We start from the raw sequence: 20,068 nt of genomic DNA on the forward strand, positions 1-20,068 counted from the left end.
AATACAGGAAGTATATGTTCTGTACAGGGGATAACTGTACAAAACAGGATGGTAGAAACTACCTAACTCGAATTCCGAGTTTGCAAACACAACATCGCAACAGCAAAGCCTATTGATTCTCGGAAGAATCAAGCCGTTCAGGCTCGCGTTACGGGGTGAAATATAGATTTTCTCTGGCTGGTTAGCAATGGACAATTTATAATGTTTCAGATTAAAAAAACTAATCTGCCATAGAGTGTTCCCATGTCCAGAAGATTACCCCCGCTAAACTCATTGAAAGTGTTTGAGGCGGCCGCTCGCCACTTGAGTTTTACCCGTGCGGCAGAAGAACTGTTTGTCACTCAAGCTGCCGTCAGCCACCAAATTAAAGCATTGGAAGAGTTTCTTGGCTTAAAACTTTTTCGACGTCGTAACCGCTCCTTATTACTCACTGAAGAGGGGCAAAGCTATTTTCTCGATATTAAAGATATTTTTGGCTCACTTGCAGAAGCCACGGACAAATTACTAGAACGCAGTGAGAAGGGAGCACTAACCATTAGTTTACCTCCTAGCTTTGCTATTCAGTGGCTTGTTCCTCGTTTGGCTGATTTTAATCAACAAGAACCAGATATTGATGTTCGAATTAAAGCGGTGGATATGGAAGAAGGATCGTTGACTGATGATGTTGATGTTGCGATTTACTATGGGCGAGGTCATTGGCCGGGTTTACGTGCCGATAAGCTTTATCAAGAATTCTTAATTCCGCTGTGTTCTCCCACTTTGTTGCTAGGGAGTAAACCATTAGCCTGTTTGAGTGATTTAGCGCAGCACACCTTATTGCATGATACCTCTCGTAAGGATTGGAAACAGTTTGCTAAAGAGAATGGATTGGACTCGGTTAATGTTAACCACGGGCCTATTTTTAGCCATTCTACCATGGTGTTACAAGCCGCGGCTCATGGCCAAGGGGTCGCTTTAGGTAACAATGTGCTTGCCCAACCTGAATTGGAATCTGGCCGATTGATTGCTCCTTTTGATCAAGTTTTAATGACCAAAAATGCTTTTTATGTCGTCTGTCATGAGAAACAGGCCGATATGGGGCGTATTGCAACGTTTCGTGACTGGATGCTCAATAAGGCGCGTCGTGAACAAGAGGTGATCTTAGAAGAGGTGATGACGTCTCATGAATGAGTGGGTGACGGTGAATGAGCCGCCGAATGCAGGTGAAAATGCTTCGATCCCGACATGGATTTTTGCTCACGGTGCGGGGGCAGATAAAGATCATGAATTTATGTCACAGGTTGCAACAGGGTTAGTCACGCGGGGGATCCGTGTTGTGCGTTTTAATTTTCCTTATATGGTCAAGCGAAGCCAAGATGGTAAGCGTCGCCCGCCCGACAAAGCCGCCACGTTACTGTCGACCTATATTCAAGTGATTGAGCAATGGGCAGATAAACCCGTGGTCATTGGTGGTAAATCTATGGGGGGGCGTATGGCCTCTTTGCTTGCAGAACATCCTAATGTTCGAGCCATTGCTTGCTTAGGATTTCCTTTTCATCCACCTGGAAAAGCAGATAATTATAAAGGGGGACACCTTGCTTCCCTCATGAAACCTTGTCTTATTTTGCAAGGCGCAAGAGACCGGTTTGGCAGTGAAGAAGAGTGCCAACATTTTATGCTGAGTGAGGCTATTCAACTGCATTTTATTCCTGATGGCGATCATAGTTTTGTTCCAAGAAAGCGTTCGGGTTATCACTTTGAAAGCAACATGACTTTAGCACTGGATCTATTAGCTCAGTTTATTTGGGAGGTTTATGATGAAAAGTAAGTCCTTACTTATGTTTGGTGGTTTTTCTTCTGGAGTTTCGGTTGCGCTAGGGGCTTTTGCGGCTCATGCGCTTAATTCTCAGCTTTCAACCCATTTATTATCCGTGTTTCAAACTGGGGTGAATTATCAATTTATCCACAGTGCCGCTTTGTTGATGTGTGGTGTTTTACTGCAATTTCCTTTGAGTGAAAAAGCCCGAAAACATTTTAGCCAAGCAGCCATTTGCTTTATGATCGGCATCTTTTGCTTTAGCGGCAGCCTTTACGCGCTAGCGTTGACTGGTGTGAAATGGTTTGGACCGATTACTCCATTGGGTGGGGTATTGTTTTTATTTGGTTGGGGGATGTTTACCCTAGCTGCCATGAATATGAAAGAGGTGAAACGGTGAAACAAGTGATGCTCTATTGTCGCGCTGGCTTTGAAAAAGAGTGCGCTGGCGAAATTCAAGACAAAGCGAGCCAACTGGAAGTGTATGGTTTTCCTCGTTTAAAAAGTAATACCGGGTATGTTTTGTTTGAATGCTACCAAGATGAAGATGCCGATAAATTGATCAAACAGATCGACTTTCAGGCATTGATTTTTGCTCGGCAGATGTTTGCTGTTGAAGCTGAATTCGTAGATTTACCCAAAGATGACCGCATCTCGCCCATTTTGTCACAGCTGTCAGCAATTGATTATTTGCCGCTTTGTGGGGATCTTCGCATTGAAACACCAGATACTAATGAAGCGAAAGAGTTACTGAAATTTTGCCGTAAATTTACCGTTCCTTTGCGCCAAGCATTACGAGGAAAAGGGTTATTACTGGCTAAAGATAATGCTAAGAAACCCGTTTTTCATGTTTGCTTTATTGCTCCCGGCCATTGCTATATAGGCTATTCTTACAGCCAGAATAATTCGCCTTTCTTTATGGGCATTCCTCGTTTGAAATTTCCTGCCGATGCACCGAGCCGTTCAACGCTGAAATTAGAAGAGGCCTTTCATGTTTTTATACCTCGAGAGGAGTGGGAAACGCGTCTTGCATCGGGGATGTGGGCGGTCGATTTAGGAGCTTGTCCGGGAGGGTGGACTTATCAACTGGTGAAACGCTCGATGTTTGTTTATGCCGTTGATAATGGCATGATGGCGGAAAGTTTGATGGAAACTGGCCAAGTGAAACACCACATGGAAGATGGCTTTAAATTTGAGCCTCCTCGTAAAAATGTGACTTGGCTGGTGTGTGATATGATCGAAAAGCCTTCACGAGTGGCTCAACTTATGGGTGAGTGGCTGATCAGTGGCTGGGCGAAAGAGGCCATATTTAATCTCAAATTGCCGATGAAAGGGCGCTATGATGAAGTGCTAGAAGATATCGAAAATCTGAAACGATTCCTTAAAGAGCATCAGGTGAAGTTCAGATTACAAGCCAAGCATTTGTATCATGATCGTGAAGAAATCACCGTTCACGTACAAAGCTTATCTCATATTTCGCCTTACTAATTTGGCCTGTTAGCCTTGTGTTATTCGATTTTGGGGTCTCGAAGAGGCTGAAATCGAATGTCTTGCAAGTTAAAGCCTAACTCAATATCGGTTTTGAGTTGGGCGACTTGCTTACAGATTCTCGCCATTTCTATCTGTTCATCGAGCTTTTTTCGATATTTATCAGCTAACTGGCCACTGGCATAGGCTTCTTCAATGCTCGTAAATTGATGCAAAATGGCTTGAGCAGCTTTTGGGCCTATCCCTGTAACGCCGGGGACTTGGCTGGAGCTGATTCCTGTTAACCCCCAGAAATCAGCCAGTTGTCTTGGCTGGACACCAAACTCTTTTTCAATAAAAGGGGCATCAAGCCAACGCTGTTGAAAGTAGTCTCTAATTTGTAACGTGGGTGAAAGAAGCTGGCAATAGCCTTTATCGGTAGAAATGATGGTGACTTTTTCTTGATGATTTGCCACCTTACAGGCGAGGGTGGCAACTAAATCATCGGCTTCATCACCATCGGAAAGTAAAGCGTCGATACCCAATTCCCACCAAGCTTGTTGAATGGACTCTAACCCTTCTTGTAGCGGTGTGGGCATGGGCTTACGCCCTTGTTTATAGGTGGGGAGCAACTGGGCTCGCCAGCCTCTGTCTTGCAGGTAGTGATCAAAGACGGCAATGATATGGGTTGGCGCTGATTCATCAATGATACGTTGTAGCGTCCGACACGTTGTTGCCGTTGTCCGGCTGATATCGGTGGGATCGGGCTGAGCTGAATGCACTCGACGAATGAGGTTTAACGCATCAATAATCACAAGATGAAGAGACATAAGTACCAAAAAAATAAGGGCCGATAAGCCCTTATTGTAATGAAATAAACTCAGATGACTATCCCTGTTCTTTTGGTGTTCAGGGATAACGCGATTAAGTGGTGATACGATAACAAGGCACATAAGCGGTGCCACCCGGTAGTTTCATCCGGTGTTGGTGTACAAAGTCACTGAGTAGTTTATCCATTTTTTTCATGAGCATAGGATCACCATGCAGTTCAAATGGCCCTTTGCGCTCGATTTCTCGAATACCTTCTGCTTTTACGTTACCCGCCACTATGCCTGAGAAGGCTTGACGTAGATTTGCTGCAAGCACTTCAGGACGTTGGTTGAGGTGCAAGTCTAAACTTGCCATATTGTCATGGCTGGGTTCGAAAGGCAGTTGGAATTCTGGCTCAATTTTGAGAGACCAGTTAAAGCTATAAGCATCATCATGATCTCGTCGATGTTGGCGAACCAATGGCATCGCATCTTTCATAATGCGTGCAGCTTGAGCGGGATCATCAATTACAATCGTATAATGTTTTCTTGCCTCTTCCCCTAGCGTTGCTGCAATAAATTGGTCAATAGACTGGAAGTAGGCTTCGCTTTCCTTCGGACCGGTGAGGACGATAGGCATGGGTTGTTCTGCATTATCTGGGTGCATCATAATGCCCAAAATATACAGCAGTTCTTCTGCTGTGCCTGGGCCACCAGGGAAGATAATAATACCATGGGCCATACGTGCGAACGCTTCTAGCCGTTTTTCAATATCTGGCATGATGATCAATTCATTGACGATCGGGTTGGGTGGCTCAGCGGCGATAATTGATGGTTCAGTTAGGCCAAGGTAACGCTGTTGACGATAATGCTGTTTTGCGTGGCCAATCGCTGCTCCTTTCATTGGCCCTTCCATGGCTCCGGGCCCACAACCAGTACAGATATTGAGTTCACGCAACCCTAGCTCATGGCCAACGGCCCGCGTGTACTGATATTCAGTTTCATTGATAGAGTGACCACCCCAGCAAACAATCAAATTAGGCTCAATGCCCGGAACCAATGCTCCTGCATTACGCAAAATACCAAACACAAGGTTAGTAATATGGCTGGCATTGGTGAGGTTTAATCGTTGTTGATCCGATAAATGCATGTTGACGTAGACAATGTCACGCAATACGGCAAACAGGTGTTCTTGAATTCCCTTGATGATTTGCCCATCAACAAACGCTTGCTCAGGGGGATTGGTCAGTTCAAGCTTAATGCCTCGCTCTCGACGCAACACCGTGATATCAAAATTTTTGTACTGATCAAGTAACTCTTTTGAGTTATCGGTGTGGCTACCTGAGTTCAAGACAGCAAGGCTGCAATTACGATACAGTTGATAGAGATCACTGGACGCGGTTTTTTTTAGTCGTTCTACCTCAAGCTGAGACAGTAAATCCATACTGCCCGCTGGGCTAACTTGAGTGATCATCGAGACCTCCTTAATTGAGTTACCATCTACGCGATAAGGTGAATTGATTCATGGATTGAATCAAGGGGGAGCCTAATATAACGAGCTTGCAACTCATTGACATACGGCTATCAATCTTGTGCGCTTCCTCTGCATTGGGGAATCTTCTGCCACGCAAGATGTGAGTTCAGTCACTAAGTTTTCTTGCTTTATCATCGATTCGTATGAAAAAACACCGAATGGCTTATTTCCACGCCAATTGGTTAGGGCCGTATTTTTTTACTTCTTGCAAAGCACGATAAAGACGATCGAGAACAATCTCAGGGGTATCGGATTCTTTAAATGCAGTAGTGGCACCACTGAGAGTTATCGTAATGTTTTTATCTCGGAATTTGAATGGTAAACGGGCAATGTTGCGCTGTATTTGCTGGACAAGTTGGTGGCATTCATTGTCACTGCGCTCGGGGAGGAGAAGAATAAACTCTTCCCCAGCAAAACGGGCTAAAGTGTCCGTTTTATTTAACTCTTTATGGATGGTTCGTGCGATGATTTTTAAGGCTTTGTCACCCGCTAAATAACCAAAGCTTTCATTGATACTTTTAAATTTATCAATATCGAAAACGACTACGCGTAAGGGATGTTGAGAGCGAATCCAGCGTCGATATTCCAGCTCTAGGTGGTCATTAAAGGCGGTACGATTGTACACTTTCGTTAATGGATCTTGCAGCATTCGTTGAGCTTGGTCTTCCAAGCGACGTCGGTAGTCTTGCGTCAGTTCAAACAGCGCTTCCATTTGATGTTGGGTGTAATGCATACGTTCAATTAGCGCTTGCTCACGTTGTTGAGCTTGTTCAAGGCGCTCAGATAATGATGTCATATCATTTAAAACAGCATCAAGTGCTTCGGTTGCTGTGCTCGACTCTACCTTCTTTAATTCATGATGTCCACGAGCCACCAACTGATGTAATTCTTGGTTCATCTCTTGGCGATGAGTTTGGTATTGAAGGCTTTGCTGTAGGTTTTGCCCGGTACTTTTTAAGTTTTTTGCTAATGAAGCGTTGACTTGCTCTAAGAATTTTTCTGAGCTTTTTCGCTCATATTGTGTCCCATCAATCACCAGCTTTAACACTTGAAGCGCCAGTTCTAATAGAGTTTGGGTATTCACACCCAGTAAGAGCTTGGTTCGAATATCCGACAGCAAATCTCCCGACTCACCTTCAAAATCTAGCTCGGTGATCAGGTTTTGTAATTCATGGTTTAGTTCAGCGAGTAAGGCGTGATCGGCCGTAGATGGTAATTCATGACTGGTGGTGTGTGAGTTATGAGTGAGAATTTTTACCGCTCGTTCATAGAGGCTAAGCAGATGGATGGCTTGTGCGGTTTTAGACAGTGACTGAGCGCTGGGTTGGCTAAACAGTTCTCGAAGATCGCGTTTGATTTTTACGGGTATCCCAGGAATGTGTAGCAAAATATCACGGCTATGTTTAATTTGTGCATCCAGATGGTGAGTCTGTTCTTCCGTTGCTAACGAGTTTGGTTTCAACATGCGCTCCAGTACAGCTAAACGAGGGAGAGTGAAAAACCTGTATTCGTTGGTTGAGAGCAGAGCTTTGTTCTTGTGAACCAGAACAAAGCCGTTCTCTATGTTGGGAGATGAAAGATGAAATCATCTTTTATGTTAATCCCATATTTTCCTGAGCTAAACGTATTGATCCAAAGCGACAATAGACTTGCGCTGGCTTAATGGATACTGGATACCTCTAGAACGCTCATCAACAACATACGAATGAGGTTGTAACCCTGATCCTATTTACTTATTTGTCGATAATAACAAATAATTTTCTAGCGTCACCTAGCTTAAGTCATTAACCGTACAGTATTTACCCATCTTTTAAGAGTTTTTTGATGTTCTCCTCATTCTTACAAGAAGAGTGAACTTTTATTAGGCCCTGACTGATCGCTTGCTGACAACATTTGCGGATATTGTTGGAGGCAAAGCTGGCAGCTGGCGCATTATCGATGGCTTTGAAATAGACCCAATGGCTGGTTTTATCTTTTAAGCTTAATTCACGAGCTACGCTGGTTGCCATCAGTAAGATATCTAGCAGCTCTTTGTCGTTAATCGCAGTATAAGCTCTTGGTAAGAATGGATAATCAGCAATGCCAACCCGAATGGTTCGATTCAGGGGACGTTCTGGTTGAAATTGTTCAACCCAAGCTTGAATCTTATTAAATAGGACTTCCGGTGGCCGTTCACGATCGATATTGGGTTCAATATACAATAGGTTTGCATCTGAGAAGTGATAGAGACGAGTTGGGTCTGCTAAGTTGGTTTTTAAAAAAGCGCCAAAAGCATGTTCCATTTCCACTCCGGCACTATAACCATGTTGTAGATACATATTACGCAGGAAGGGAAGGTCGATCATCACAAAGCGTAAGCGATCATTGAGAGGTTCATGAATCAGTTCCCCAATGTGCCATTGTTCATAATTATGGCTACTGCGCTGCAACGAAGAAAGCAGTTTGGTATTAAGCATCCGTAAATTAGGAAGCCGTGAGCGAGAGTGGGTAAATAAATTGTTGTTGAGTTCATCAATTTCATCTTGTTGGCGTTGGATGATGTAGCCTCGGCGCATCAAAAATAGAAATAAAATGATGCTGGTGACAAACAACGAAAAAGCAATTTTTTGAAATTTATTGTATTCCCGCTGAGTGGCTAATAAAGCTTTCTCTTGCCCCACTAAATGTAATGCTTGTTCGGCAAACTCTTTTTGCCGACGAAAAGCATCTTCACTGATTTGATTGAGTTTATTTTGGCGAATTTGTGTAATTGTATTGCTCTGTTTAATGCTATCCAAAGCGTTAGCGTATTGCCCTTTTTGCTCATAACCTAATGAAAGTAATCGATAAGCTTGTTCTTCGGTAGTTAAATCACTCAATGATTGGGCTAACTGCAGAGCTTGTTGAGCGTATTGAATGACCCGTTGACTGTCTTTTTGTGAGTAGGCGAGCCCTGCGTTGAGCAATGCGGCTTGGCCTTGAAGTTTTGGTATAGGGTGCGATTGCAGTAACTCTTCAGCTAAAAGCAAATACTGCTCGGCCAATGGGTAGTTGTACAACTGCAAATAGGTTGCCGCTAAGTTTAATCGAACCTCAATCACACTGGTGATGTTGAGCTCACTATTTTCATGGTCAATGGCATTGAAATAATGAACCAAGGCTAAATTGTATTTGCCTTGTTGGTAATAGACATCTCCCATCCGTTTTAATACCGCAGCCAATATGGGGGATTTTTCATAATTACCGTAAAATTCAGCAGCTTGAGAGAGGTGTATTAAGGTTTTATCGAAGACTCTACGCTCATAGAAAAGTTGTGCGAGTAATGTGTTGGTTTTTGCCAGTTGAGCACTAGCATCAATTTCAATCGCTTTCCAATAAGCGACGAGCAGATCGGATAAAGCCAGGTTATACAACTCATGTCTTAGGTAGTGCTCGCCTACGATAATATGATAATCAATCATCGGTTTTTGCGCCGTTAACGACTCAATATACGGTTTTACTTCAAGAAATAGCCGGTTCGCTAGTTGAATATCATTGGCCTGAGAAGCAATCTCAGCCCTTAACATGGTGGTTTGATAATCAATATCTTTAGTAAGTCGGCTACTCTCTTTTAAGGCTTCATATCGGGCGGTAATATCACGCAATTGTTTGCGGGCAGTGCTGGCATCGCCATCAAAACGCCAGTGCAAGCGAACCGTTAATATATCCACATCCAATTCTAAATAGGGCAATTGATATTGAATGGCGAGCTGCTTGGCATGCGCCAATTGCTGAAAAGCCGTATCACTATGCCCAAGTCGAAACTCGGCACTGGCTAAGATTTTTATCGCATCAATACTGCTGCTCGGTGTTCGAATTCGACTATCGGTTTCATCTCGGCTAATGCTGGATGGGTTTTTCTCCGTTTTATCGGCCAATTTACGTTGCTGTAGATATTCTTGCGCTAACTCTTTTGCTTGCATCGGCGATATATCGATCAAGCTATAGGCTTCATTTAGCATCGGAGAAGAGTAAACCGCGGCCTGACCCCAAGTTGGTAGACAAAGGAGTAATGTAATCAAACAGCGAGACATCCAACGGAAAAATTGCATCCTGAACTGATTCCTTTTACTGACGAGCCATGCGTAAATGATGAGCTGGGGCGGCATGATGAGTCGATCGGAATGGATTGATATCCAAACCGCCACGGCGAGTATAACGAGCTAGAACCGTGAGATGCTCAGGGTGGCAATAGCGATGAATATCGGTGAAGATTCGTTCGACACATTGCTCATGGAACTCATTGTGTTCACGGAATGAAACAAGATAACGCAATAAGGCTTCTCTGTGTATTTGTGGTCCTCGATACGTGATCTCTACGCTTCCCCAATCGGGTTGATTGGTGATTAAACAATTAGATTTGAGTAGATGGCTATGCAGTGTTTCTTCGACAATCACGTCACGGGTCGCTTGACGCAATAAGTCAGCGTTAAATTGATAATCGGTGATTGTAATGTCTTGCTCATCAATGCATTCCCCTTGCATGTTGGCGATGGGTTGATGAGTATAATGAGCTAGAGGGAACAACTGCACGCTTACCGCTTCGCCTGCGCACAGGGAGAGATCGTGAGTTAAGCACTCATGCACGGCCAGCCAAGAGTCAAATTGGGTTTGATTCAAGCTATTGAGGTAGAGCTTAAAAGATTTTGACTCAATTAAATTCGTACTGGTTGCGGGAATGTTTACTTCTCCAATCGCCACTTGTGGGAGCCCTTTTTCGTTTAGCCAAGAAAGCTCATATAAGGTCCAAGTGTCGCAACCGGTAAAGGGTAATGATTCACCAAGGTTGAGTTGTTCTCGATTTAAACGACGAGGTACAGGCTGCAATAAACGGGGATCGTATTGGTGGGTATAGTCGGTTTTTTTCCCTAGCGTTAGCCCTGCTAGTTCTTTTGCCTCAGAATATTTGCTCATCATTTGCCGTCAATTCGATTAGAATATCAGGAATTTTACGCAATATGACCGCTGGTGTCACTGGCCGTCTGTGGTTTGCTTCGTAATGGAGAACGTCATGGCTCATTTAGTCGCCCCTGCCTTATTATCTTTTACGCAACGTTATTGTGACGCCTACCAACAACAGCATCAAAGTTTACCCTGTAGTGATGCTTTCGTGGGCTTACCTTCGCTGTGTATTCAAAAGCAAGAGGGGGAGAACGTGTACTGGCGAGCTTATCAACGGGATAGTGTCGCCTCTTTGCAAGCGGTTGAACAAGGGATTGAGTTAACGCTTCATCCTGACATCGCCCCTTTCTATGGCTCTCAATATTGTGCAGATATGCCAGCGAGATGGCGTGATGTAGCATTAACCTTGCTACAAGTCTGGAATGAGGATGACTACGTTAGGCTTCAAGAAAATATGCTTGGCCATCTGGTGATGCAGCGACGCCTCAAGCAAAAACCGACCGTTTTTATTGCGACAACAGATGATGACATGGTGGTCATTTCAATCTGTAACCTAACAGGAAATGTTATTCGGGAAACGTTAGGACGTTCACAACGAGAAGTATTGTGTGCGGATGTGGCCGACTTTTTAGATCAACTTGAACCCGTGGTGTAGTTTTTATGTATGTGGTGGAACTGGAATTTGAGTGCTTTGACAACACAACCATCAGCGCGGTGGATAAAGCGGTTAATGGATTAATGGAAGCGCTGCGTTTTAATGGTCAAGTCCTTGGCCGGGAGTTCCCTCTGGTATTAGGGGAAGGTGAATTTTTCTTGCGTGCGGTATGCCCTGAGAAAGATAGCTTGCATCCTAAGTACCATTCAGACTTTGTTAAAAGCAGCTTAGCGCGCTTATCTGAGGCGAGCTTATTGGCACCGAAAATCCGTTTATTGGGGCGAGATATTAATTCTGAGCAAGCGGCGGATACTACACCGCCTACTTGGCAAGTGCTTTATACCACTTATGTGCATACTTGTTCACCACTACGCAGTGGGGAAACCTTATTACCCATTCCTTTATATCGTAATCCGGCGACATTTAATGGCGATCATAAAGCAGTGATTAAGTGGCAGACGGAATGGCAAGCATGTGATGAAATTCAGATGGCAGGAGGCTGTAAAGCAGAGCATGCCGCATTATATGAGTTGTGTGAAATCGGCAGCGATTTATTTCGTCGCGGTTGGGATTTACGAGGGAGAATTGAGTATTTAACGAAAATTCCGACGTACTACTACCAATACCGAGTAGGGGGAACGAGTTTGGCCTCTGAAAAAGCGCGCCCCTGCCCTAAGTGTGGTGGAGCTTGGTTACTCAGCGAACCTTTGCATGAGATCTTCCATTTTAAGTGTGAACAATGTCGTATCGTGTCAAATATTTCGTGGGACCATCTGAAAAACTAACGTCTGGCCGGGGGGTTCATCGCGTAAATAGGGCGATGAAATAGATAAAAGGAGATAAAACTCAGATGGGTTTTATCTCCTTACTATATCTATATTAGTCGTGTTTTAACTTACCAGCCTTTAACTGAACCGCCATGGAAAATGGTTGAAGCGGCTTCTGCTACTTCGTCGGTTTGGTACGCTTTTAGGAAGTTCTGCACGTTTTCAGCATTGATGTTGTCTTGACGAGCCACCAGTAAATTCACATAAGGAGACTCTTTGTCTTCGACAAAAATACCATCTTTTTCAGGGGTCAAGTTGATAGAGCTGGCGTAAGTGGTATTGATGATAGCCAGTGTTACATCATCCAGTGAACGAGGCAGTTGCGCTGCATCCAGTTCCATAATGCGAAGATCGTTCGGATTTTCGGTGATGTCACGAACGGTAGCTAATAGGCCAACATTCTCACGTAGAGTAATTAACCCTTGTTGCTCAAGCAGTAGGAGAGATCGACCGAGATTGGTTGGGTCATTCGGTACCGCAATGCGTGCGCCTTGTTTAATCTCATCAACACTTTTAATTTCTTTTGAGTAGCCAGCGATAGGATAAACAAAGGTGTTGCCAACAATGGCTAACTTATAGCCACGATCTGCCATCTGTTTTTCTAGATAAGGTTTGTGCTGAAAAGCATTCGCATCAATAGAACCATCATCCAACGCAGCATTTGGGGTTACGTAGTCGGTAAAGGTGACCAATTCGACATTAAGGTTGTATTTCTCTTTAGCAATTTTAGCTGCCACTTCTGCGACTTGAGCTTCGGCTCCCGCAATTACCCCAACTTTAACGCTATTGACATCCGCGCTTTTTTCTCCGCAGCCTGATAAAATCAGAGCCGATGCAGCGGCAGTGATCGCTAGTAACCCTTTTAAACTCAACTTCATATCTATTCTCCTTGTTATAAAACGATACTTTTACTTATTTGTGATCCACTCGGCGCACTAAAAAATCACCGATAGATTGAATGACTTGTACTAAAACGATCAGCATGACGACGGTCACGGCCATGATCGTGACATCATAACGGTGGAATCCGTAGCGAATCGCCACATCCCCTAAACCACCACCACCAACAGTGCCTGCCATAGCAGAATAGCTCACCAGCGTGACTAAAGTAATCGTTACTGAATTTAAAATGGTTGGCATGGCTTCAGGCAGTAAGACTTTGCTGATGATCTGCATGGGGGTTGCTCCCATCGATTGGGCCGCTTCCACCAAACCACTGGGGACTTCGATTAACGCCCCTTCGATCAATCGGGCGACAAAAGGGATAGCACCAATGGTTAAAGGAACAATCGCGGCGGTTGTCCCAATGAAGGTACCGACCAGCATTTTTGTGACCGGGATAATCGCAACCATTAATACTAAAAAGGGAACGGAGCGGCCAATGTTAACGATCGCCCCCAATATTTTATTGAAGCGGGAGTTTTCTAGCAGGCCACCTTTTTTCGTAATATGCAGAATAACACCAAGCGGGATCCCTATGGCGAAACCCACAATGCCGGCCACTGCGACCATGTATATCGTTTGCCAAGTTGCGGTTAATAATAAGTCGCTGTTAAAGCTCAGCCAATTTGTAATGGTATTAAAGGACATAACCGAGCACCTCGACTTTTACATTGTTGTCTCGTAGATATTGAATAGCAGCGGTATCATTTTGCTCATCACCAAAAATTTCTGCCACCATCATGCCAAATTTCACGCCTCCCGCGTAATCGAGATCGGAACTTAGGATGCTGACATCAATATTAAATTTGCGAGCAATCTGTGACATCAACGGTGCATCGACGGTTGCGCCTGTAAATTCAAGGCGAACTAATGGGTAGCTGCCAACCGTACGCTCAGGTTGTAAGCGAACTTGGTAATCATCTGGAATGGAGAGATCCAACGTTGAGCGGATAAACTGATGAGCCAGTGTCGTCTTCGGATGAGCAAAAATTTCTCCAACGCTGCCTTTTTCCACCAATTGTCCATCACCGATAATCGCAACTTCATGACAAATACTTTTAACTACATCCATTTCATGAGTGATAAGCAAAATGGTGATGTGTAATTTACGGTTAATTTCTTTGAGTAATTCAAGGATAGATTGCGTGGTGGCCGGATCTAATGCGCTGGTTGCCTCATCACAAAGTAGAACTTTAGGATCAGAGGCTAAAGCACGAGCAATCGCAACGCGTTGCTTTTGACCGCCACTTAAGTTAGCGGGGTAGGAATCTCGTTTATCCGATAGGCCTACTAACGCCAAAAGTTCGGTTACTTTGGTTGTGATATGCGCAGAGGTATGACCCGCAAGTTCAAGGGGCAATGCGATATTTTCAAATACAGTACGAGAAGAAAGTAGATTAAAGTGCTGGAAAATCATCCCAATATTGCGTCTTGCTTGGCACAGCTGTTTGTGGCTTAGAGTGGTTAAATCGACCCCATCAACAATAACTCGACCACTGGTCGGCTTTTCTAACATATTTACGCAGCGTATGAGCGTACTTTTCCCTGCTCCTGATGAGCCGATAACACCAAAGATGGTACCTTGTGCAATATTGAGGTTAATCTCCTTCAAGGCATGTATCTCTTTATTACCTTGGTAGAACACCTTATTTACTTGATTAATTTGAATCATAAAACCATGCCGCGTTCTTTCTCACTTGTCGATTGATGCTATGAGTTATGTTCTTTTAAGTCAATAGATATTTTTACGTCTAGATGGCTAAATGACTATTGTCCCTCATGCTCATCAGGTGAGTCGGCGAAGTCGTTAGTCCATTCTACCATTGGTCTTTCAACCTAGCATATTAGCGTTAGTTGAGTATAATTCTTGGAAAAATACGTCATTAGAGAGCAATATTTTGGCCAAACCCGCTGTGTTTTTAGACCGTGATGGGGTGATCAACCTCGACACGGGTTACGTGCATGATGAGCACGACTTCCATTTCATTGATGGTGTTTTTGAAGCAACCAAACAATTAAAAGAAATGGGCTATTTATTGGTGCTGGTCACCAATCAGTCTGGGATTGCGCGAGGTCTGTTTAGTGAAGATCGATTCCTTTCTCTGACTCAATGGATGGATTGGAATTTTGTGGATAATGGGGTGGAATTTGATGGTGTTTACTACTGTCCACATCATGCCGAACAAGGGATCGGTGACTATAAGCAGGTGTGTGATTGTCGTAAACCGAAACCTGGCATGTTTATTTCTGCTCGTGATTTTTTGAACATTGATATGGCAAACTCAGTGATGGTCGGTGATAAAGCCGAAGATATGATGGCTGCAGAGGCCGCAGGCGTGGGGCATAAAATTCTAGTACGAACAGGAAAACCGATAACCGATCAAGGTGAAGTTTTAGCCAATGCTGTGCTTGATAGCATAGCCAATGTCCCCGCTTATCTTCGCTCTTTACCATAGGTTGTTGAGCAACGATGAGTAAAAAGCTGACCATCCTTGATATTGCAAAACTTTCTGGTGTGGGAAAGTCTACGGTATCACGTGTGCTGACTAATGATCCCAAAGTAAGGCCAGAAACTCGTGCGCGGGTTGAGCAAGTCATTGCTGAATCTGGCTATGTACCATCCAAATCCGCACAATCTATGCGTGGCGGGAGCCAAAAAGTGATTGGCGTTATTATTTCTCGTCTGGATTCACCATCGGAAAACCGAGCTGTCAGCCGTATGCTGCAAGTGCTTTATCAGCATGGGTATGATGTGGTGATTATGGAGAGCCAGTTTGATCGGGAGAAAACGCAGGCTCACCTGAATGTGCTGGCAAAGCGCAATGTGGATGGGGTCATTGTTTTTGGTTTTACCGATATGGACGTATCAGCATTAGCGGATTGGAAAAATCGAGCCGTACTTGTTGCTATGGATTGTGAATTTGTCTCATCGATTAATTACGATAACCGAGGCATTATCAATCAAGCTTTGCGCTACTTACAGCAAAAGCAGCGATCACAAATTGCTTTTATTGGTGTTAATCCGCAAGATAAGACGACAGGTTTGATGCGTTTACAGGCATATTTAGATTGGTGTGAAGCCAATGGACAAGAACCCAACTATCAAACAGGAGCACTTCACCATGAGAGTGCTTATCAATTGGTTGATCATGTTTTGCAGGAAGAGACACAAGCGATTGTGTGTGCCAGTGATACTTTGGCGTTAGGCGTTATCAAACGTTTACAAGAGCGACAACGCGAGGATATTGCTGTGACAGGCGTGGGGGGGAATGAGCTGCTTTCTTTCCTCTTTCCGAATGTATACAGTGTTGATCCTGGTTATCATCAAGCCGGTGAACAAGCGGCCCAGCTATTGATTCATCAACTCTCAAGTGAAAGCCTTGACTGTGTTCATCTCACTCAACAACCTGCATCCAGTTTATAATCGGCGAGCACGTTTTTACCTATTCATTGCTCGTCTTCTCCTTACTTCTAGTCTTTGCGCTATGCAAGCCCTCTTTCTTGTCATTCTCTGCCTAGCAAAACCAGTGTGAGATCTCACTTTTCTCGTCTAAATATTGAGCAGTTCGTGATCGCTTTCAATTAATGGGACTGTTCCCATTTTGTATTAATATCGAATATGCCAATATCTCTTTATCTAATTGGGATTGTTCCCATAAGAAGATCAACTATGATAAATGGAAAACCAAACAGGGTGGATGGGATATGACTAAGATAGCGAAACAAGACGTTATTCGTCTGATTGAGCTGGTTGGTGGTAACGAGAATATTGCCAGTGTCAGTCACTGCTTAACACGTTTACGTTTTGTATTGAATGATACTGAGAAAGCGGATATCAAACAGATTGAAACACTGAGCATGGTTAAGGGGTGTTTTACTAATGCAGGGCAGTTTCAGGTTGTGATTGGGACCGACGTTGATGAGGTTTATAAAGTTTTATTGGCATTAACGGGAAAATCTGAAGCATCCAAAGATGAGGCAAAACTTGCGGCTCGGCAAAATATGAATGTACTGGAACGCGGGATTTCCCATTTAGCTGAAATTTTTGTCCCTTTGTTACCGGCGATCATCACTGGCGGGCTTATTCTTGGCTTCCGCAATGTGATTGGCGACATCAAAATGTTCGACGGGCAAACCTTGACTGAAATTAGCCAGTTTTGGGCCAGTGTACATGCTTTTCTATGGCTAATTGGTGAAGCCATTTTCTTCTTCCTTCCTGTTGGTGTGTGTTGGTCTACGGTTAAAAAACTGGGAGGAACACCGATTCTTGGGATTACTCTTGGGGTGACCTTAGTTTCCCCTCAACTGATGAACGCTTACTTAATTGGTACTCAGGTTCCAGAAGTGTGGGACTTTGGCTGGTTTGCGATTGAGAAAGTCGGGTATCAAGCTCAGGTGATTCCCGCTATTTTAGCGGGTGTCGTGCTGGCTTTTATCGAAACCAATTTAAAGCGCATTATTCCTTCTTATCTCTATCTTGTGGTGGTTCCCTTTATTTCCATCATTCTAGCAGTGATTCTAGCCCATGCCTTTATTGGTCCATTTGGACGAATCATTGGTGATGGGGTTGCTTATGCTGCAAAAGCAGCGATGACGGGAGATTTTGCAGTACTTGGCTCTATGGTATTTGGTTTCTTATACGCGCCATTAGTTATCACTGGGATTCACCACACGACCAATGCGGTCGATTTACAATTGATGCAAGAGCTGGGGGGAACGCCTATCTGGCCACTCATTGCGTTATCCAATATTGCGCAGGCGTCTGCGGTTGTGGGTATCATTATTATCAGTAAAAAGCAGGGTGAGCGGGACATTTCTATTCCTGCGGCTATTTCGGCTTACCTTGGGGTAACAGAGCCTGCAATGTACGGTATTAACTTGAAGTATAAGTTTCCAATGCTGAGTGCAATGATCGGTAGTGCCTTAGCCGCGGCTATTTGTGGCAGTGCTGGTGTGATGGCAAATGGGATTGGTGTGGGAGGGCTTCCGGGCATTCTTTCTATCCAACCTCAGTATTGGGTTACTTATTTATTGGCGATGTTGATTGCGATTGCTGTTCCTGCGGCATTGACATTATTGATGTACAAACGTGCCCAGACAAAAGGTGAACTGGCGACAATGAGCGCTGAATAAACCTATTTTTAGAGTGGTGGATTACCACTCTTTTTCTCCATTTTCGGTGAGTGAGTAGAGAGCAGATGACGACAGTAAATAAAGATCATGAATGGTGGAAAACGGCCACCATTTACCAGATTTATCCGAAAAGTTTTTGTGACAGTGGGGCGAAAGGAACCGGTGACCTACAAGGTATTATTGGGAAGCTGGACTATTTGAAGCGATTGGGAATTGAAGCTATTTGGTTGACCCCCATTTATCCTTCGCCGATGGTCGATAATGGGTATGATATCGCTGATTATTATGCCATTAATCCAGATTTTGGGTCTATGGAAGACTTTGAGCAACTGCTCGATGAAGCCCATCAACGTAGTATTCGCATCATCATGGATATTGTGGTTAACCACACCTCAACAGATCATGCTTGGTTTCAGTCTGCCATCGGCGATAAAGCTAGCCCTTACCGAGATTATTATATTTGGCAAGCTCCGGTTGATGGCCAAGTTCCCAATAATTGGCAGTCTAAGTTTGGTGGCAGTGCTTGGGCCTTGGACGAACAAACCCATGAATACTATTTGCACCTTTTTGCAAAAGAACAGGCCGATTTAAACTGGGAAAACCCCAAAGTTCGTCAAGAAGTGAAGGAGATTATTCATTTTTGGGCTCAAAAAGGGGTGGATGGTTTTCGGTTAGATGTCATTAACCTTATTTCCAAACAGCAAGACTTCCCTAATGACGAACAAGGAGATGGTCGCCGTTTTTATACCGATGGTCCAAGAGTTCATGAATATTTACAAGAAATCAGTCGTGATGTTTTTCAACGTTACGGCAGTGTGACTGTGGGGGAAATGTCCTCAACCACATTAGAACATTGCCAGCAATACTCGGCATTGGATGGCAAAGAATTGTCGATGGTGTTTAATTTTCATCATTTAAAAGTGGATTATCCCAATGGTGAAAAATGGGCCCAAGCACCGTTTGATTTTTTGCAACTTAAACAGATTTTTAATCATTGGCAAACTGGGCTTAATGGTCAAGGGTGGGGCGCTTTATTTTGGTGTAACCATGATCAACCTCGAGTAGTCAGTCGATTTGGCAATGATCTGCAATATCGAGTGGAATCGGCCAAAATGCTGGCAGCATCGATACATATGATGCAAGGGACTCCGTATGTTTATCAAGGAGAAGAGCTTGGTATGACTAATCCGGGTTATACCTCTATTGAGCAATATCGGGATGTCGAAAGCACCAATATGTATCAGATCATGGTGAACCAAAAAGGTGTGAGTAAAGCAGACATGTTGGCTATTTTAGCCGATAAATCCCGAGACAATTCACGGACACCCATGCAATGGGATGGTTCTTTGTATGCTGGATTTAGCCAAGCAGAACCTTGGTTGGCTGTGGCGGAAAATTACTCGAAGGTAAATGCTGAGCAAGCCTTAGCGGATAAAAATTCGGTCTTTTATTTTTACCAAAGCTTAATTGCGTTACGCAAAACCGTTCCTGTGATCACACTGGGAAATTACCTCGACCTTTTACCGGATCATCCAGCTATTTTTGCTTATCAAAGAAAGAGCGATAAACAGACCTTGTTCTGCCTCAATAATTTCTACGGACAGGAAGAAGAGTGTGTTTTACCCGAAGGGATTGCGCTAGAAAAAGCGCGTTATTTGCTGGGAAATTATCCTCAGCCAGCAGAGCAAAGAGTTGCCGTGCATCAAATTCTTCGTCCTTATGAAACTCGGATCATTTTGATTGATCATTAAATCCTGATTGAGTCTAAAAGTGGATTCAATGGTTTGGCTTCAAGGGGGAATTGACTTGGAGCCTTTTTTATTTATAGGTAAAGCCGCTGTGGAGTAGGGAAGACAGCTAAAAATAGATGAACACAAAAAAGCCTGCTCATTGAGCAGGCTTTTTATAGATGGTGGAGGGGGACGGATTCGAACCATCGAAGGCGGAGCCGGCAGATTTACAGTCTGCTCCCTTTAGCCACTCGGG

Annotated in this window: 17 protein-coding genes and 1 pseudogene; 10 read left to right on the top strand and 8 right to left on the bottom strand. The window is 43.9% G+C overall.

Annotated features, from left to right (window positions below; genetic code table 11):
* Positions 1 to 243 precede the first annotated feature (243 nt).
* From EXA13_RS07700 to rlmM, 4 genes are read left to right on the top strand one after another with little or no spacing between them, the layout of a single operon-like run.
* Complete coding sequence (locus tag EXA13_RS07700) at positions 244 to 1,170, top strand: transcriptional regulator GcvA (RefSeq protein ID WP_238132649.1); 927 nt, start codon at positions 244 to 246, stop codon at positions 1,168 to 1,170.
* Entirely contained in the window at positions 1,163 to 1,807 is a 645-nt protein-coding gene (locus EXA13_RS07705) for an alpha/beta family hydrolase (RefSeq protein WP_238132650.1), read from the top strand. The genes EXA13_RS07700 and EXA13_RS07705 overlap by 8 nt, the downstream gene beginning before the upstream one ends.
* Positions 1,797 to 2,195: a DUF423 domain-containing protein gene (locus tag EXA13_RS07710; RefSeq protein ID WP_238132679.1), complete on the top strand. Its 399-nt coding sequence runs from the start codon at positions 1,797 to 1,799 to the stop codon at positions 2,193 to 2,195. The genes EXA13_RS07705 and EXA13_RS07710 overlap by 11 nt, the downstream gene beginning before the upstream one ends.
* The gene (gene rlmM, locus EXA13_RS07715; protein WP_238132651.1) at positions 2,192 to 3,283 is read left to right on the top strand and encodes a 23S rRNA (cytidine(2498)-2'-O)-methyltransferase RlmM; all 1,092 of its coding nucleotides are present in this window, start codon (positions 2,192 to 2,194) and stop codon (positions 3,281 to 3,283) included. The genes EXA13_RS07710 and rlmM overlap by 4 nt, the downstream gene beginning before the upstream one ends.
* 20 nt (positions 3,284 to 3,303) lie before the next feature.
* Here the strand turns inward: rlmM and xni are convergent, their stop codons facing one another.
* The 5 genes and pseudogenes from xni to queF all read right to left on the bottom strand — a co-directional run bounded on the left by xni (position 3,304) and on the right by queF (position 10,537).
* Positions 3,304 to 4,092, bottom strand: a complete 789-nt coding sequence (gene xni, locus EXA13_RS07720) for a flap endonuclease Xni (RefSeq protein ID WP_238132652.1) — start codon at positions 4,090 to 4,092, stop codon at positions 3,304 to 3,306.
* Positions 4,093 to 4,186: 94 nt separating this feature from the next.
* Positions 4,187 to 5,545 carry a nucleotide 5'-monophosphate nucleosidase PpnN gene (gene ppnN / locus EXA13_RS07725; RefSeq protein WP_238132653.1) on the bottom strand — a complete coding sequence of 453 codons (1,359 nt, stop codon included), beginning with the start codon at positions 5,543 to 5,545 and terminating at the stop codon, positions 4,187 to 4,189.
* 223 nt (positions 5,546 to 5,768) lie between these two features.
* Positions 5,769 to 7,194, bottom strand: a pseudogene (locus EXA13_RS07730) (GGDEF domain-containing protein).
* A gap of 210 nt (positions 7,195 to 7,404) precedes the next feature.
* Positions 7,405 to 9,675, bottom strand: a complete 2,271-nt coding sequence (locus EXA13_RS07735; RefSeq protein WP_238132655.1) for a tetratricopeptide repeat protein — start codon at positions 9,673 to 9,675, stop codon at positions 7,405 to 7,407.
* A 16-nt stretch (positions 9,676 to 9,691) separates the two neighbouring features.
* The gene (queF, locus tag EXA13_RS07740) at positions 9,692 to 10,537 is read right to left on the bottom strand and encodes an NADPH-dependent 7-cyano-7-deazaguanine reductase QueF (protein ID WP_238132680.1); all 846 of its coding nucleotides are present in this window, start codon (positions 10,535 to 10,537) and stop codon (positions 9,692 to 9,694) included.
* A 97-nt stretch (positions 10,538 to 10,634) separates the two neighbouring features.
* On the opposite strand from queF, the gene syd reads away from it, so the two are divergent.
* Both syd and EXA13_RS07750 read left to right on the top strand, forming a co-directional pair.
* On the top strand, positions 10,635 to 11,180 hold the full coding sequence (syd, locus tag EXA13_RS07745) for a SecY-interacting protein (protein WP_238132656.1): 546 nt from the start codon (positions 10,635 to 10,637) through the stop codon (positions 11,178 to 11,180).
* Positions 11,181 to 11,185: 5 nt separating this feature from the next.
* Complete coding sequence (locus tag EXA13_RS07750; RefSeq protein WP_238132657.1) at positions 11,186 to 11,965, top strand: Zn-ribbon-containing protein; 780 nt, start codon at positions 11,186 to 11,188, stop codon at positions 11,963 to 11,965.
* Between the two features lie 110 nt (positions 11,966 to 12,075).
* On the opposite strand, the gene EXA13_RS07755 is transcribed toward EXA13_RS07750, so the two are convergent.
* The 3 genes from EXA13_RS07755 to metN are packed head-to-tail and all read right to left on the bottom strand — an operon-like array spanning position 12,076 to position 14,621.
* Positions 12,076 to 12,885: a MetQ/NlpA family lipoprotein gene (locus EXA13_RS07755; protein WP_238132658.1), complete on the bottom strand. Its 810-nt coding sequence runs from the start codon at positions 12,883 to 12,885 to the stop codon at positions 12,076 to 12,078.
* A 34-nt stretch (positions 12,886 to 12,919) separates the two neighbouring features.
* Positions 12,920 to 13,597, bottom strand: a complete 678-nt coding sequence (locus EXA13_RS07760) for a methionine ABC transporter permease (protein WP_238132659.1) — start codon at positions 13,595 to 13,597, stop codon at positions 12,920 to 12,922.
* On the bottom strand, positions 13,587 to 14,621 hold the full coding sequence (metN, locus tag EXA13_RS07765) for a methionine ABC transporter ATP-binding protein MetN (RefSeq protein ID WP_238132660.1): 1,035 nt from the start codon (positions 14,619 to 14,621) through the stop codon (positions 13,587 to 13,589). The genes EXA13_RS07760 and metN overlap by 11 nt, the downstream gene beginning before the upstream one ends.
* A gap of 226 nt (positions 14,622 to 14,847) precedes the next feature.
* On the opposite strand from metN, the gene gmhB reads away from it, so the two are divergent.
* From gmhB to treC, 4 genes are all read left to right on the top strand, one after another.
* Positions 14,848 to 15,405 carry a D-glycero-beta-D-manno-heptose 1,7-bisphosphate 7-phosphatase gene (gene gmhB / locus EXA13_RS07770; protein WP_238132661.1) on the top strand — a complete coding sequence of 186 codons (558 nt, stop codon included), beginning with the start codon at positions 14,848 to 14,850 and terminating at the stop codon, positions 15,403 to 15,405.
* Between the two features lie 14 nt (positions 15,406 to 15,419).
* Entirely contained in the window at positions 15,420 to 16,373 is a 954-nt protein-coding gene (gene treR / locus EXA13_RS07775; RefSeq protein WP_238132662.1) for a trehalose operon repressor TreR, read from the top strand.
* Between the two features lie 281 nt (positions 16,374 to 16,654).
* On the top strand, positions 16,655 to 18,082 hold the full coding sequence (gene treB / locus EXA13_RS07780; protein WP_238132663.1) for a PTS trehalose transporter subunit IIBC: 1,428 nt from the start codon (positions 16,655 to 16,657) through the stop codon (positions 18,080 to 18,082).
* Between the two features lie 65 nt (positions 18,083 to 18,147).
* Positions 18,148 to 19,833 (top strand): alpha,alpha-phosphotrehalase, encoded by a 1,686-nt coding sequence (gene treC / locus EXA13_RS07785; RefSeq protein ID WP_238132664.1) that lies wholly within the window; start codon positions 18,148 to 18,150, stop codon positions 19,831 to 19,833.
* The last annotated feature ends 235 nt before the right edge of the window (positions 19,834 to 20,068 follow it).

The organism is Vibrio cincinnatiensis, assembly GCF_022113815.1.
GTDB classification, from domain to species: Bacteria; Pseudomonadota; Gammaproteobacteria; order Enterobacterales; family Vibrionaceae; genus Vibrio; species Vibrio cincinnatiensis_A.